This window comes from Rhodopila sp. (assembly GCF_965277165.1).
Taxonomy (GTDB): Bacteria; Pseudomonadota; Alphaproteobacteria; order Acetobacterales; family Acetobacteraceae; genus Rhodopila.
Genome location: NZ_CBDICE010000005.1, coordinates 1,430,690 through 1,444,783, shown reverse-complemented (window position 1 = coordinate 1,444,783; position 14,094 = coordinate 1,430,690). Strand labels below are relative to the sequence as shown.

General features: G+C 66.1%; 13 protein-coding genes and 1 tRNA gene. 6 read left to right on the top strand and 8 right to left on the bottom strand.

The window, feature by feature from the left end:
• Nucleotides 1–22 precede the first annotated feature (22 nt).
• The 5 genes from ACQY4Y_RS07340 to ACQY4Y_RS07320 all read right to left on the bottom strand — a co-directional run bounded on the left by ACQY4Y_RS07340 (nucleotide 23) and on the right by ACQY4Y_RS07320 (nucleotide 3,214).
• Nucleotides 23–349, bottom strand: a complete 327-nt coding sequence (locus tag ACQY4Y_RS07340; protein ID WP_428489892.1) for a hypothetical protein — start codon at nucleotides 347–349, stop codon at nucleotides 23–25.
• A 6-nt stretch (nucleotides 350–355) separates the two neighbouring features.
• The gene (locus tag ACQY4Y_RS07335; RefSeq protein ID WP_428489891.1) at nucleotides 356–1,159 is read right to left on the bottom strand and encodes an aspartate dehydrogenase; all 804 of its coding nucleotides are present in this window, start codon (nucleotides 1,157–1,159) and stop codon (nucleotides 356–358) included.
• Nucleotides 1,160–1,163: 4 nt separating this feature from the next.
• Nucleotides 1,164–1,787: a molybdenum cofactor guanylyltransferase gene (locus tag ACQY4Y_RS07330; protein WP_428489890.1), complete on the bottom strand. Its 624-nt coding sequence runs from the start codon at nucleotides 1,785–1,787 to the stop codon at nucleotides 1,164–1,166.
• Between the two features lie 88 nt (nucleotides 1,788–1,875).
• A tRNA-His gene (locus tag ACQY4Y_RS07325) sits at nucleotides 1,876–1,951 on the bottom strand.
• A gap of 57 nt (nucleotides 1,952–2,008) precedes the next feature.
• The gene (locus ACQY4Y_RS07320; RefSeq protein ID WP_428489889.1) at nucleotides 2,009–3,214 is read right to left on the bottom strand and encodes a hypothetical protein; all 1,206 of its coding nucleotides are present in this window, start codon (nucleotides 3,212–3,214) and stop codon (nucleotides 2,009–2,011) included.
• Between the two features lie 227 nt (nucleotides 3,215–3,441).
• Here ACQY4Y_RS07320 and ACQY4Y_RS07315 point away from each other — a divergent pair, with 227 nt between their 5' ends.
• Nucleotides 3,442–4,917 (top strand): glycosyltransferase family 9 protein, encoded by a 1,476-nt coding sequence (locus tag ACQY4Y_RS07315; protein ID WP_428489888.1) that lies wholly within the window; start codon nucleotides 3,442–3,444, stop codon nucleotides 4,915–4,917.
• Nucleotides 4,918–5,129: 212 nt separating this feature from the next.
• Here the strand turns inward: ACQY4Y_RS07315 and ACQY4Y_RS07310 are convergent, their stop codons facing one another.
• The 3 genes from ACQY4Y_RS07310 to ACQY4Y_RS07300 all read right to left on the bottom strand — a co-directional run bounded on the left by ACQY4Y_RS07310 (nucleotide 5,130) and on the right by ACQY4Y_RS07300 (nucleotide 6,724).
• Nucleotides 5,130–5,957: an LLM class F420-dependent oxidoreductase gene (locus tag ACQY4Y_RS07310; protein ID WP_428489887.1), complete on the bottom strand. Its 828-nt coding sequence runs from the start codon at nucleotides 5,955–5,957 to the stop codon at nucleotides 5,130–5,132.
• 108 nt (nucleotides 5,958–6,065) lie between these two features.
• On the bottom strand, nucleotides 6,066–6,488 hold the full coding sequence (locus ACQY4Y_RS07305) for a type II toxin-antitoxin system VapC family toxin (RefSeq protein ID WP_428489886.1): 423 nt from the start codon (nucleotides 6,486–6,488) through the stop codon (nucleotides 6,066–6,068).
• Nucleotides 6,485–6,724: a FitA-like ribbon-helix-helix domain-containing protein gene (locus tag ACQY4Y_RS07300; RefSeq protein ID WP_428489885.1), complete on the bottom strand. Its 240-nt coding sequence runs from the start codon at nucleotides 6,722–6,724 to the stop codon at nucleotides 6,485–6,487. The genes ACQY4Y_RS07305 and ACQY4Y_RS07300 overlap by 4 nt, the downstream gene beginning before the upstream one ends.
• A gap of 174 nt (nucleotides 6,725–6,898) precedes the next feature.
• On the opposite strand from ACQY4Y_RS07300, the gene ACQY4Y_RS07295 reads away from it, so the two are divergent.
• From ACQY4Y_RS07295 to ACQY4Y_RS07275, 5 genes are read left to right on the top strand one after another with little or no spacing between them, the layout of a single operon-like run.
• Nucleotides 6,899–9,256: a bifunctional salicylyl-CoA 5-hydroxylase/oxidoreductase gene (locus ACQY4Y_RS07295; protein ID WP_428489884.1), complete on the top strand. Its 2,358-nt coding sequence runs from the start codon at nucleotides 6,899–6,901 to the stop codon at nucleotides 9,254–9,256.
• A gap of 31 nt (nucleotides 9,257–9,287) precedes the next feature.
• Nucleotides 9,288–10,427 carry an ABC transporter substrate-binding protein gene (locus tag ACQY4Y_RS07290; protein WP_428489883.1) on the top strand — a complete coding sequence of 380 codons (1,140 nt, stop codon included), beginning with the start codon at nucleotides 9,288–9,290 and terminating at the stop codon, nucleotides 10,425–10,427.
• Between the two features lie 56 nt (nucleotides 10,428–10,483).
• Nucleotides 10,484–11,497 (top strand): branched-chain amino acid ABC transporter permease, encoded by a 1,014-nt coding sequence (locus ACQY4Y_RS07285; RefSeq protein ID WP_428489882.1) that lies wholly within the window; start codon nucleotides 10,484–10,486, stop codon nucleotides 11,495–11,497.
• Complete coding sequence (locus tag ACQY4Y_RS07280) at nucleotides 11,494–13,251, top strand: ABC transporter permease subunit (RefSeq protein ID WP_428489881.1); 1,758 nt, start codon at nucleotides 11,494–11,496, stop codon at nucleotides 13,249–13,251. Before ACQY4Y_RS07285 ends, ACQY4Y_RS07280 begins: the two co-directional genes overlap by 4 nt.
• Nucleotides 13,248–14,027 (top strand): ABC transporter ATP-binding protein, encoded by a 780-nt coding sequence (locus ACQY4Y_RS07275; RefSeq protein WP_428489880.1) that lies wholly within the window; start codon nucleotides 13,248–13,250, stop codon nucleotides 14,025–14,027. The genes ACQY4Y_RS07280 and ACQY4Y_RS07275 overlap by 4 nt, the downstream gene beginning before the upstream one ends.
• Nucleotides 14,028–14,094: the final 67 nt, after the last annotated feature.

The following is a 14,094-nucleotide window of genomic DNA, read 5'->3' as shown; positions in this document are numbered from 1 at the left end:
GCGGTTCGTCGTAGGCGGTGACTCACGCGTGATCGGGAAACTCGAACGCCACCAGCGCCAGGACCAAAGCAATGGCCCAGCCGAGGTAGATCGTGATCAGCAGGTCGCGCGGTTGCAACCGCCGCGACAGCCACCATCCGGGCGGAATGCCGGCAGCCAGGGCGACGCCGGTCGGCAGCGGCCCAAACGTGTCGCCGGCATAGATCGCCATCACGAAGCCCATGATCAGCGCGACAAAGACCGGCGGAATACAGAGCAATATCAGCATCTCGTGCCGGAGCAGCGCGCTGGCCACGGTAACGAAACTGAACAAGGCCAATGTCGGCAGGTAAACCAGTGCCTCGGTCACGTCGGGTCAGCTTCCCACCTTCAAGGTCGACACCAGACCACGCAGACAGGCCAACAGCGACAGCGCGGTCAGCCGCCCGGTGCGCGGGTTGGCGGCGGTAGGCACGTTTTCGATCGTCATGCTGAAGCGCGCGGCGTCCGCATCGACGCGGATGATGTGGATGTTTCGGGTGATGTCGGGATCGGCCCAGATCTGGACCTGGGTTCGGATCGGCCCGATCCCGGCCAGGGCCAGCGCCGCCGCGACGTTGACGTTGGCCGGGAAGCCGGCGGCGGCGTCGAGCGCATTGCCGTGGAACACCAGCAGCGGCCGCTTCAGGTCCATCACGTCGATCCGGTGGCGCTCGAGGTAAGGGGCGCCAAGCAGCCCCCTCGGCGGTTTGCGGGTTTCGATCGTGACGCTCTCGATCGGTCCCTCGGCCGCGGCGCGGACCGCATCCAGGCCCAGCAGCGCCCCGGTCGGCACCACGATCCTGGCACCCGTGGTTCGCGCCAGTCGGGCCAGGTGCATGCGCGGCAGTAACGCGCCGGCCGAGCAGGGCACGAACACACGCCCCGCCTCCAGCGCCGGCAGGGCGATGCGTTCGAACATCGCGGACGGCGCTGCCTCCACCACGATTTCAGCTTCCGCCAATTCCGGAATTTCCACCAGGCGCGGCGCCTCCTTGAACCCGACCAGGTTGGCCTTGCCCTTGACCGGATCGCGGCAGGCAACAGCAACCAGGCGCAGACCATCCACCCCGTTATCGAGGGCTCGCGCCAGCGGTAATCCGACGGCGCCCAGGCCGGCGATGGCGACCGTCATGCCCATGTTGTCATCCCTGTGCCGGATCGATGCTCTCCAGGTTCGAATCATCACCCGTACCTGGTCTTGCACGGGCATTGGCCAAATCCTCATACGTGTTGACATTATCGAATGGATCACGCGTCCGCTTGGCAAAATCCGCATATCGCATGCCAATCCGTTCAGCGAAGCCCGCCACCCGCCGGGAACCCGCAACGCACAGCAGCGCGCGCAACGCATCGGCGCAGTCCACCGGCCACAGTGCGACCAGATGATGCCGGCGTCCGGCACTGGTCACGCAGCATGGCGCCGGCGCCAGCCAGGCGGCCAATCCGCGTGGCAGGAAGGGCGTGTCACCCGGCGCGGTCAGCAGCGCGGTCTTGCCCAGCGAGGCCGCCCAGTCCAGTCCGGCGAGAACACCCGCCAACGGGCCCTGGCCAACAAACGCGCCATCGCCCAGCACCGGCAGCCCGAACCCGGTGAAGCGTGCTGGATCTCCGTTGGCGCTGATGGCGACCGGGCGGATCTCGAGCGCCGCGATCACCGCTTCCAGCATCGACCGGCCACCGACCGTCAGGAGCGGTTTGTCGCCACCGCCCATGCGGCGGGCCGCGCCGCCGGCCAGCACCAGGGCGGCGGTGTTGGCGTCGGTCATGGCGACGCCGCGCTCCCTGAGGCAGCGCTGAACATGGAGCGTGTAAACCAGGCGGCGCGTGACGGCATGGCGTGTGATGATCCGCCGTTGGGGCGAGCAACGGGACTCGAACCCGTGACATCCAAGACCACAACCTGGCGCTCTACCAACTGAGCTATGCCCGCCATCCAGCGGCCGGCGTGTAGGCCGGTTGCCGCTTACTCGTCAAGATTGGGCGCGCGTCAGCATTCGACGTCGGCTTCAATCCCGCCGGGCAAGGCACGCCCGCCGGGAAAGGCGCGATAGCCACGGGCCTTGCCGACCGCCATGTAATGATGCGCGAACTCGGCGTAGTCGCCCTGCGCTACCTCAAACCCGGCAAGCGGGTATTCGCTGGCATACCAAACCGGGTCGAGCCGCATCGGCAGGCGTCCCTCGTGAAACCCGTGCCGGGCATAGTGCGCGCGGGCAAACCCGGGTCCAAGGGTTTGCCCGAGCGCCGCCACATCGGCATTGGTTTCCAGGTAGAACGCTTCATCGAACACCGCGAGCGCCTGGTCGAGGTCCAGCGGGAAGCGTGGCGCGGCGGCGAATTGCTGGCGCAGCTCGGCGTGCGACATCAGCCGCCAATACGGCGCGATGCGCCGATGCAGCTCGGCGTGCCGAGCCAGCGGCACCGCGTAGTTGATCGGGAACAGCCAGAACCGGAAGCGGGCATCACCGAACGGCAGCAGGTCGACGTCGGGCTTCTGCATCGGATTGAACAGACCGTTGACCGCCAGATGGATGGTCTCGGCGGTGCGCGACAACCACGCGGCGAGCCAGGCATAGGTGGAGACTCCGATCGCCAGGTGCCGCGATTGTCGGATAGTTTCGAAATCGATCAGCGGATGGTGCTGCGGCGGGCGATAGATCGCATCCGGAAAGGCCGCCCTGATCCGATCCATGTAGGCGTTTGGTTCGGTGTGGCCGATGAACACCGGCCGCAAGCCCGTCATCTTGGCGATGTCTCGGTAGAATTCCATCGGGGTCAGCACATAGTCCGGGTTCGGTCCAGTCAGAACGTCCTCGGCGCGGATCGGACAGACCAGGTATTCCGGGCCGAAGCCCATGGCGGTTTCGAACGGCGACCGGAATACCGCCTGATATCGATCCCGAGCCAGCAGGTTTTCCAGCCGTTGCCCGAAGCCGGTCCATTCGACGCGGTTGATCTGCCCGGACCGCACTCGCTCGGCGAGCGCCGGCAGATCGATGTACTGCTCACGCTGCTCGACCGCTGCCGGCCCGGCCGAATCGAGCGCCGGGTGGTCGATGTTCCAAGCCGGCATGATAATGTTGGAAAGGCGGCAATCGCGCACCATGTCGGCGAATTTCAACGCCACCATGTATTCGATCATCAGGTTGCCCAGCCGCCCCATGGGCCGCAGGTGGAACACTGGACCGGCCATGCGTTCATGCTCCGTGCTGCCGGCGGGTCGGACAATTCCTAGGTCCCCGGCGTAGCCGCGCTCCCCGGAGTAGCCGCGCTCCCGGCGGCGCGGGCACGCTCATACCATCGCATCGCGATCAAGCCTATTTCAGCCGTTCGGATTATTCCGGCTTTGCCGTCGAGAGAATCCCGCCGCGGCGGCGAAACTGCTTGCCGCGATGGCGGTCGCCGAGGCATTTATCGATCATGACTGGAAACGATCCTGTTCGGCAACCGGCTGACCCCCAGGCCGCGGCCGCGCCGCCGCAACCGGCGCCCGCGCGCCCGACCGTCAACGGCGAAACCGTGGAGCAGGCGCTGGCCCGCGCCCAGACGGCGGCGCAGGCCAAGCGGCTGCACGAGGCCGGCGGCATCTGCGCCGACGTGCTTGCCGCGATGCCCGAACAGCCGGCGGCGCTGGCCCTGCAGGGTATCATCGCGGCGATGGCGGGCGATGCCGAGCGCGGCATCGTCTTGCTGCGTCGGGCGATCCAACTGCGTCCGGGAAATGCGACCTGGTACGCCCATCTCAGTTCGCTCTGCCGCAACACCTACCGAATGCAGGAGGCATTGGACGCCGGCCAGGAATCGATCCGGCTGGACGCCGGCAATCCTGAGCATCTGGTCAACCTGTCGCTGGTGTTCGTGGATGTCGACGACCGCGACCGGGCGATGGCCTGTTTGCTGCGCGGGCTGGGGCTGAAGCACGACCATGCCGACGGCCACCTGGCGCTGGCGCAGACCCTGCTTGCGATGGGCGATTTCGACCCAGGCTGGATGGAATACGAATGGCGCAACCAGACCGAGGCCGGCAAGGCGACGATGCCGGCGATGACCTCGGCGCCGTGGAACGGCATGCGGCTGGCCAACGGCCGTTTGCTGCTGGTGGGCGATCAGGGTTACGGCGACACCATCCAGTTCGCGCGCTATATCCCAATGGTCGCCGAACGCTGTCAGGAGGTGATCGTCGGCTGCAGTGCCGAGATGGCGCCGCTGTTGGCGAAAATCCCGGGCGTTTCGCAGTATTGCCACCGCTGGACCGATATTCCAGGCCACGCCGCGCACTGCCGGCTGTCCAGCCTGCCGTATTTGTTCCGAACTCAACTCGATACGATTCCATCGCGGATACCCTACCTGCGGCCCGACCCGGCCCGGGTTGCGCACTGGCGGGACCGGTTGTCGGCGACCCTGCCCAGCGGGGTAAAGCGCATCGGCCTGGCATGGACCGGCCGCCCGACCCACCCGAACGACCGGCGGCGATCGATGCCGCTGGCGCAACTCGGGGCGCTGGTCGAGGCCGGGCCGGCGGCGTTCGTTTCGTTGCAAAAGCCAATGCCCGCGCGCGACCAGGAGGTAATGCGGCGGTTCCCCGGGATGACCGATCTGGCGGCCGAACTGACCGATTTCGGCGAGACCGCGGCGTTGATCGAGAACCTGGACCTGGTGATCACGGTCGACACATCGATGGGCCATCTCGCCGGCGCGCTGGGCAAGCCGGTGTGGATCCTGATCCCCAAAGCGGCCGATTGGCGCTGGATGCTGGAACGGCAGGACAGTCCCTGGTATCCCTCGGCACGATTGTTCCGCCAGCCGCGGCCGGGCGCCTGGGATGAACCGATCGGCAGGTTGCGAGCGGCTTTGGCAGGCGAACTGGCGGCACTGGAGCGGGTCGGCGCCGGATAGAGCCGCTTGGCCGTTTGCGGCATTGATTTTCGCCTCGGCGCGTCCGTTCTCTCCTCCACAGCGCCGCTCGCGCCCACGTGACACCTTCATCGGGTTCGTCGAGCAGCCGCTCCGGCAGGCGTAACAGGGAGACGTCCTATGGCGCAGCCCTTGTTCTCCTCGTTGAGGGCGGAACGGACCCAGCTTCCGTTAAGACCGCTCGATTGTGGTCATCAACCCGGAAGCCCGAACTTGGCTGCTTGCCCGCGCGCGGACCGTTGCGTGGCTCTGTCGTTACGGTGTCTGTGGGTCTTCTCGATCAGGTCGTAATCGCGACCCGCCGCGTCGCAATGTCCGCGCAGCACCACAAGCTTATGCCGAACCTCCGCGATGTCGCCGTCGACTAAATTGCAAGCGTCGGCCAGACGGGCGACCGCGCGCAGCGTCATATTTTCGCCGGCACCCGCGATCATCACCGGCGGACGCGGCTTTTGCACCGGCTTCGGCTCGAGGATCGCATCCTCGACGTGAAAATACCGGCCGTGAAAGGTCGTGCGTGTCTCGGTCCACATCTTCAGGATCAACTGGACCGCTTCCTCCATCTGCCGGATACGAGTCGCTGGTCGCGGCGGGAACTCCCAGCCGTATTGCTGGTATTCCTCCTCGAAAAAACCCGCACCGATCCCGAGTGTCAATCGTCCCCGGCTTATTAGATCGACGCTCGCCGCGATCTTGGCGAGATGCGCCGGATTGCGATAACCGACCGCCGTGGCTAGGGTGGCGAGACGGATGCGGCTGGTGACGGCGGCCAGCCCCGCCAGCACGGTCCAGCCTTCCAGGAATGGTTCGTCAGGTGGCCCCACGCGAGGGATCTGGATCACGTGATCCAGGACCGAGAACCAGGCAAAGCCGTAATCTTCCGCCCACTTCGCCTTCGCTTTCACCGCCTCGAATGCCTCGGCCGGATCGGGACCGTCACGCCACGACGAGTTGTGAATGCCAAACTTAATGGCGGTTGGCTTCCGTTCTGCTTGGACTGAGCTGTCGCGTCGATACTGCACGAGTGCGCCAGAGATGGGCCTTCCACTCCATTCTCGTGTCCTCTCGCAGCCTTCGGCAACCCATCCTGATTCTACCCTCGCGACGGAAACGTTTCCGGTCTGCCCCGCTCAAGTGGCATTCCACGGGTTGATCACTCTCAATCCCACCGCCTCGAAGGGTCCGGTGTCGCGTGTCGCCACGGCAAAACCGTGAGCGGCTGCCATGGCCGCGATATAGCCGTCAGAGGCGCCAATGGCCTTTCCTTCCGCCTTGGCTCTGACTCGGATGATGGCATAGGCGTTAGCCGCCGCGGTGCCGAAGATGAGAATGCGTGGCCCAAACAGGCTCGTGACACGCTTTTCCAAGGTCGCGCTTAGCCCATCCTTGCGTCTGCCATCTGGCAGCGCAGCCACGCCATATAGCAGTTCCGCAAGGCTGATCGTCGTAAGAAATAGTGTTTCAATGTTCTGCTGGTCGAGCCACAGCAACACAGCCGGCGCCGCAGTCGGTTTCAGCGGCTCGGATATGACATTGGTATCCAGAACGATCATTCGAAATCGACAATCTCCGCCGGCGTTTTGTCGCTTGTGATGGCGAGGTCGACACCGCCAAACTCCCGGCCGATTGCCGCCAGCTCCGAACCTAGCTTGATGCGATCTTGAGGGCGTACGGCGTTTTCGATGATCTCGCGAATCTCGGCCTCCGTGCTTCGGCCGTGTTCGGCGGCGCGCACTTTCAGCGCGCGGTGTGTTTCTGCTGTCAGATTTCGAACCGTAACGGCAGGCATTTTGATATCACCCTAAGACATTCCGAATGAATGATATCGTATTTGGTTTCTTGATATCAAGCTTCGGCGTGCCCCCGAACGACTGGCCCGCCACGCGGAATCGCGGATTGCGCCACGGACTGCTTGCCTGGAAGATGGCGTAAGCCTAACGGTCTGAGTCATGTCGAGGTGCGGATGCGGGTTGCAGTGATCGGCGGCGGTCCGGCGGGGCTTTATTTTGCCATCCTGCTGAAGCGGGACCGGCCCGAGGCGATCGTCACGGTAATCGAGCGCAACCGGCCCGACGATACATTTGGCTTCGGGGTGGTGTTCAGCGATCAGACGCTCGACGCATTCGCCGCCGCCGATGCGCCCAGCTACCGCGCGATCATCGAGAATTTCGCCTATTGGGACGACATCGAGATCCATGTCCGCGGCACGGTGCGGCGGATCGGCGGCAACGGGTTCTGCGGCTGTTCGCGGCGCTCGCTGCTGATGCTGTTGCACGACCGAGCGCGAGCGCTGGGTGTCGAACTGATCTTCAATCGCGAGGCAACGCCGGAAGACTTTCCCGATGCCGACCTGATCGTCGCCGCGGACGGCATCAACAGCCCGATCCGATCGGCTGACGAGGCACACTTTCAGCCCAACACCGATCCGCGGCCAAACCGGTATGCCTGGATGGGCAGCACTCGCCCGTTCGACGCTTTCACGTTTTTCTTCAAGCAGCGCACCGAGGGCATCTTCATCGCGCATTGCTACCAGTACGAACGCGGCGCCAGTACCTGGGTGCTGGAAATGGAGCCGGAGACGTTTCGGCGCACCGGGCTGCAACACGCGACCGAGGCGGAGTCAGCCCGGTTCATGCAGGACGTGTTCGCCGACGAGCTCGCTGGCCATCAGTTGATCACCAACCGTAGCCACTGGCGGCAGTTCCCGATGATTCGCTGCGCGCGGTGGACTCGCGGCAACGTCGTGCTGCTGGGCGATGCCAAGGCGACGGCGCATTTTTCCATCGGGTCGGGCACCAAGCTGGCGATGGAGGACGCCATCGCGCTGCATGCCGCGATGCTCGCCGGCGGTTCGCTGGCTGACTGCCTGACCCGGTTCGAGCACGGCCGGCGTGAGGCGGTGGAGAAAATCCAGCACGCCGCCGATGTTTCGCTGGTGTGGTTCGAGCATGTCCGGCGATTTTGGCCGATGCACCCGACGCGGTTTGCCTTCGGCGTGATGACCCGGTCGAAAGCGATCACCTACGACGACCTCGCGTTGCGAGCGCCTGCTTTTGTGCGCGAGGTGGACGCGCTGTTCGCCGCCGAGGCGGCCGGCGACGCGCCGCCGTGCATGGCGGCCCTCCAACCCGCCGATAGCCAGCGGCCGCCGATGTTCCAGCCGCTAAAACTGCGCGGCATGAGGCTGACCAACCGGGTCGTGGTTTCGCCGATGTGCCAATATAGCGCGCAGCAGGGGATGCCGACGGATTGGCACCTCGTGTACTACGGCGCTCGGGCGACCGGCGGGGCCGGACTGATCTATACCGAAATGACCTGCGTCTCCCCAACGGCCCGGATCACCCCCGGCTGCACCGGATTGTGGAACGACGAGCAAGCCGCGGCCTGGACTCGGATCGTCGGCTTCACCCACGCGCATGGATCGGCGAAGATCTGCCTGCAGCTTGGACATGCCGGCCGCAAGGGTGCCACGCGGCTGATGTGGGACGGCATGGACCAACCGCTGCCCGAGGGGGCGTGGCCGGTGATCTCGGCCTCGGCGATCCCGTACGCAGTGCAAAATCAGGTCCCGCGCGCGATGGACCGGGCCGACATGGACTGCGTCGTCGAGCAGTTTCGCCAGGCGGCGCGGCGCGGCGAACGCTGCGGCTTCGATATGCTGGAACTGCACTGCGCGCACGGCTATCTGCTGGCCAGCTTCCTATCGCCGCTGACCAACACCCGGCGCGACGAATACGGCGGTTCGATCGCCAACCGGCTGCGCTTCCCGCTTCAGGTGTTCGACGCGATGCGCACGGTCTGGCCGGAGGACAAGCCGATGTCGGTGCGGCTCTCCGCCACCGATTGGGCCGATGGCGGGATCTCCGAGGCAGATGTGGCCGCGGTCGCGCGCGCCTTCGCCGAACACGGCTGCGACCTGATAGATGTGTCTACGGGACAGACGGTGGCCGATGCGGCGCCGGTCTACGGCCGGATGTTCCAGGTGCCGTTCTCCGATATGATCCGCAACGAGACCGGGCTGGCGACGATGTGCGTAGGATCGATCACCTCGGCGGATCAGATCAACACCATCCTGGCGGCCGGGCGCGCCGATCTCGTGGCGCTGGCGCGGCCCCACCTGGTGGACAGCGGATTCGCCATGCGCGCGGCGGCGGACTACGGCGTGGCCGAAATTCTCTGTCCGGTGCAGTACCAGTACGGTCGCGACGCGCTGATGCGCAGTGCCGCGCGCGAACGCGCGGACCTGCTGGAACTGCGCCGGCGCGCGCGTCCCAAAAGTCACGGCGGGGCTGGCGGCGGCGACCCGAGCCATGTCATTTAACAGGCCTGCGATAGAACCTCAGGGGGTCACGATGCGGGCAGGGCGGGCGCGGGCAGGGCGGATTTTCGCGGTCGCCGCGATGCTGATCGGTCTGATGACCGCGGCGGCGTCGGCGCAGATCAAGATCGGCGCCATCATCTCGATCACCGGTCCGACCGCCGCGTTGGGCGTCGGCTACAAAAGCGCGTTCGCGGTGCTCCCCTCCGAGATCGATGGCAAGAGCGTCAGCTACATCATCCGTGACGACGCCGCAGATACCAGCCAGTCGGTCACCATCGCGCAGCGCATGATCGAGGAGGATCATGTCGACGCGATCATCGGCCCGACGCTGACCGCCTGCGACAATGCGGTGCAGCCGATCGCCAATGCGGCGAAGACGCCGATGATCGCGACCGCGCCGCTGGACTATGATCCGGTGAAAGACCCATACACCTTCTCGGCGGTGCAGCCGGTCAGCCTGATGGTGAACGCGCTGGTGGCCGACATGGTCAAACGCGGCGTCAAGACAGTTGCCTATATCGGTTTTGCCGATGGCTTCGGCGATCAGGTCTATGATGCGACCAAGACCGCCGCCGCCAAGGCCGGCATCAAGCTGGTTGCGAACGAGCGCTACGCCCGCACCGACACATCAGCCGAAGCGCAGGTGCTGAAGGTCATGGTCAAGAAACCGGACGCGGTGATGCTCGGCGCGTCCGGCACGCCGGCGACGTTGCCCGACGTGGCGCTGCATCGGCGCGGCTATAAGGGTCTGATCATGGTCAGTCCGGCGTTCCTGCGCGTCGGCGGAGCCGCGGTCAACGGCACGATCGCGGTGACCGGACCGGTCGTGGTGTATGACCAACTGCCCGACAGCAACGCGTCGCGAGCACCGGCCACAGCCTTCATGAAGGCGCTGATCGGCAAGTTCGGAGCGGACGCGGTCAGCCCGTTCGCCGGCTACAGCGAGGACGCCTTTCTGCTGCTTCAAGCCGCTGTCCCTGCGGCGCTGAAGACGGCGCAACCGGGCACCGAGGCGTTCCGCGTGGCTTTGCGCGGCGCGCTGGAGAAGACCCACGACCTGGTCGGCACGCACGGCGTCTACTCGATGAGCCCGACCAATCACAACGGCATGGACGACCGAGCACGCGTCCTGGTGCAGGCGGTGGACGGACATTGGAAGCTGTTGCCGTAGCGGCGGCAGATGGCGACGAGCTCCCGCCAGTGACCCCTTGACGGCTTGACCCCCCGATGGACCAGACGATCCTCCTGGCGCTGCTGCAGGATGGCCTGACCACCGGGGCAATCTATGTGCTGCTGGCGGTCGGCTTGCTGATCGCGTTCAGCGTGACACGGGTTATTTTCATTCCGCAAGGCGACCTGATGTCGTTCGCGGCGCTGACCCTCGCCTCGCTGATAGGCCATCGCATCCCGGGCACGGTGTGGATGTTGGATGCCTTATGCGCCTGGGCGCTGGTACTCTCGCTGGTGCGGGGCCACTGGCAAGCGCTGCTGTCTTATGGCCTGGGTCCCGCTGTGCTGACGCTGGGTGCCTGGGCGGCGGTGCGTTACGGCGTTCCGACGCCAGTCTCGATGCTGCTGTCGCTTTGCGTCGTCACCGCGCTGGGGCCGCTGTTGTATCGCTTCGCCTATGAGCCGCTGGGTGAGGCGTCGATGCTGCCGCTGCTGATCGTGTCGATGGCGCTGCACTTCGTGCTGATCGGCATCGGGCTGTATTGCTTCGGCGCCGAGGGTGTCTCAACCCCAGCGCTGACCGATGCCAGCTTCGATGCCGGGCCGCTGCAAGTCTCCGGCCAGTCGCTGTGTGTCGGTCTGGTCTGCCTGGTCATGGTCGGGGCGCTGCGCTGGCTCTCGGTGAGTACCCTGTATGGCAAGGCGCTGCGGGCGGCGGCGTCGGATCGGCTGGGGGCCAGGCTGATCGGCGTCGACCCTGCGTTGAGCGGACGGGCGGCGTTCGCACTGGCGAGCCTGACGGCGGCGGTCAGCGGGTTGCTGATCGCACCGATCACGCCGCTGGCGTACGACACCGGGTTCGAGATCGGCCTGAAGGGCTTTGTCGCCGCGGTGATCGGCGGCTTGGCGTCGTATCCGCTGGCGGCGGCGGGCGCGCTGGTGGTCGGGCTGCTGGAATCATTCTCCGGATTTTGGGCCAGCCAGTACCGCAACATCATCGTGTTCGCGCTGCTGATCCCGGTGCTGATCTGGCTGTCGCTGGCGCGCGGCAACGCGGAAGACCAAGCGTGACGCGGCCAGGGTTTGTCGCTGCCTTCGCGATCGTAGTGTGCGCCGCCCTGCCGCTCGTGCTGAGCGAGTATCAGGCGACCCTTGCCGGCTTCGTCGGCATCGCTGCGATCGCCGCGCTGGGCCTCGTGCTGTTGACCGGCATCAGCGGCCAGACATCGTTCGGGCACGCCACCTTCGTCGGTCTCGCGGCCTACACCACGGCCTGGATGACCCGTTATGGCGGCTGGCCGCCGCTGGCCGGGCTGGCCGCCGGGCTGGCGGTCACCGGCGGCACGGCGTTTCTGCTGGGGCTGATCACCGCTCGGATCTCGGGCCATTACCTGCCGGTCGCCACCATCGCCTGGGGCACCAGCTTCTACTATCTGTTCGGCGTGCTGCCCGGCCTGGGCGGATTCAACGGCTTCGGCGAGATCCCGCCGCTGTTCCCCGGCGTTACCGCCGGCACCGCGGCCGCACTGATCGGACTGGTGCTGATCGCCACCACCGTCGTGTGCGCCAACTTGCTGAACAGCCGCACGGGGCGAGCCATGCGGGCCCTGGCGCGGAGCCGGGTCATGGCCGAGAGCCTGGGCATCGATCCAACTCGCCTGGCTTTATCGACCTTCATTCTGGCGGCCCTGCTGGCCGGCATCGCCGGGTGGCTGTTCGCCCATGTCCAACGCTATGTCAGCCCGGCGCCGTTCGGCCTGGGTGCCAGCATCGAATACGTCTTCATGATCGTGATCGGTGGCGCCTCGCATCTGGGTGGCGCGATTATCGGCGCCGCCATCGTCGTGCTGCTGCGCGACCAGTTAAACGAGTTGCTGCCCAGACTGCTGGGCTCATCGGGCAATTTCGAGACCGTGGCGTTCAGCCTCGTGGTCATGGCGCTGCTGCGCTATGCCCCGCGCGGGATCGCTCCCGCCCTGGTGCGCCGCCGGCTGTCCCGGACAGCTCAACTTCCGCCAGCGGATCGCGGCGCCCGCGAACTGCGGGTTCGAGAGAGACCGCCGCCGGGTACGCTGCTGCTTGACGCGACCGCGCTGGAAAAGCGGTTCGGCGGCCAGGTTGCGGCCAGGGCGATCGACCTTTCGGTGCACGCCGGAGAGATCGTGGCGCTGATCGGCCCGAACGGAGCCGGCAAGAGCACCACGTTCAATCTGCTGAGCGGCGCGCTGGTTCCGAACGCCGGCCGTATCCGGCTTGCCGACCACGACGTCCACGGGTCAGGGGCGCGGAGCGTGGCGCGGCGTGGGCTGGCGCGGACGTTTCAGCATGTCAAGCTGCTGGCGGATGCCAGCGTGCTCGACAACGTGGCGCTTGGCGCGCACCTGCGCGGTCGGGCCGGGATCGGGCGTTCGATGCTGCGGCTGGATCGGACGGAGGAGGCGGCACTGCTGCGGGCCGCGCGGCAGCAGGCGGAGCGGGTTGGGCTGGGCGACGTATTGCTGGCTCCGGCCGGCAGTCTGCCGTTGGGCCGCCAAAGGCTGGTGGAGATCGCCCGCGGGCTGTGTCTGGACCCGGCTGTGTTGTTGCTTGACGAGCCCGCCGCAGGATTGCGTCTGCAGGAGAAGCAGGCGCTGGCTGCCTTGCTGCGCGCGCTGCGCGATGAGGGTATGGCGATCCTGCTGGTCGAGCACGACATGGATTTCGTGATGCGGCTCGCGGACCGCGTGGCGGTGATGGATTTCGGCGAGAAGATCGCCGACGGGCGCCCCGAACAGGTGCAGGACGATCCGGTGGTGCGGGAAGCCTACCTGGGCGGTGTCGCATGACCGCCGTGCTGTCGGTGGAGAACCTGTGCGCCGGCTACGACAGGGCCGAGGTTCTGCACGACGTAACGCTGACGCTCGATAAGGCCGGAATCGTTGCCATCGTCGGGCCGAACGGGGCCGGCAAGTCAACGCTTATGCACGCGGTGATGGGGTTGCTGCCGCGTACGGGGCAGGTCCGCTTGATGGGCCAAGAGGCGGGTGACTGCGGGTGGATGGTGCGCCGCGGGGTCGTGCTGGTGCCGGAAACCCGCGCCTTATTCACCGACATGAGTGTTGGGGACAATCTGTTGCTGGGCGGTTTTTCGCGTTGGCGACAAGCGGGGTGGCGACAAGCCGACCTGACGGCCGCGATGGCCGACGTGTTCGACATATTTCCCCGGCTGGCCGAACGGCGCCTGCAACTGGCCGGGACGCTATCGGGCGGTGAGCGGCAGATGCTGGCGCTGGGGCGCGCGCTAATGGGGCAGCCGAAGCTGCTGCTGCTGGACGAACCGAGCCTGGGGTTGGCACCAAAGGTTGTTGCCGATGTTTTTCGAGTGATTCGCGGCCTGCGGGCACGCGGGATCGCCATCCTGCTGGTTGAGCAAAATGCCCGGGCTGCCCTGCAGACGGCGGATTACGGCTACGTGCTGGAGATGGGGCGGGTGACGCTACATGGTCGGTGCGCCGACTTGGCCGACGACGCCAGGGTGATCGACACATATCTGGGGCGGCGACGGGAGGCCGAGCCAGCGATGATCCGCCCTAGCGGGGGAGATCGGCCGCCATCCGATTGAACCAACAATTCTGGGGCGGACACCGAATTCCCGGCCTAGGCTGGATCAAAGCGCTACTCCGGCGCAT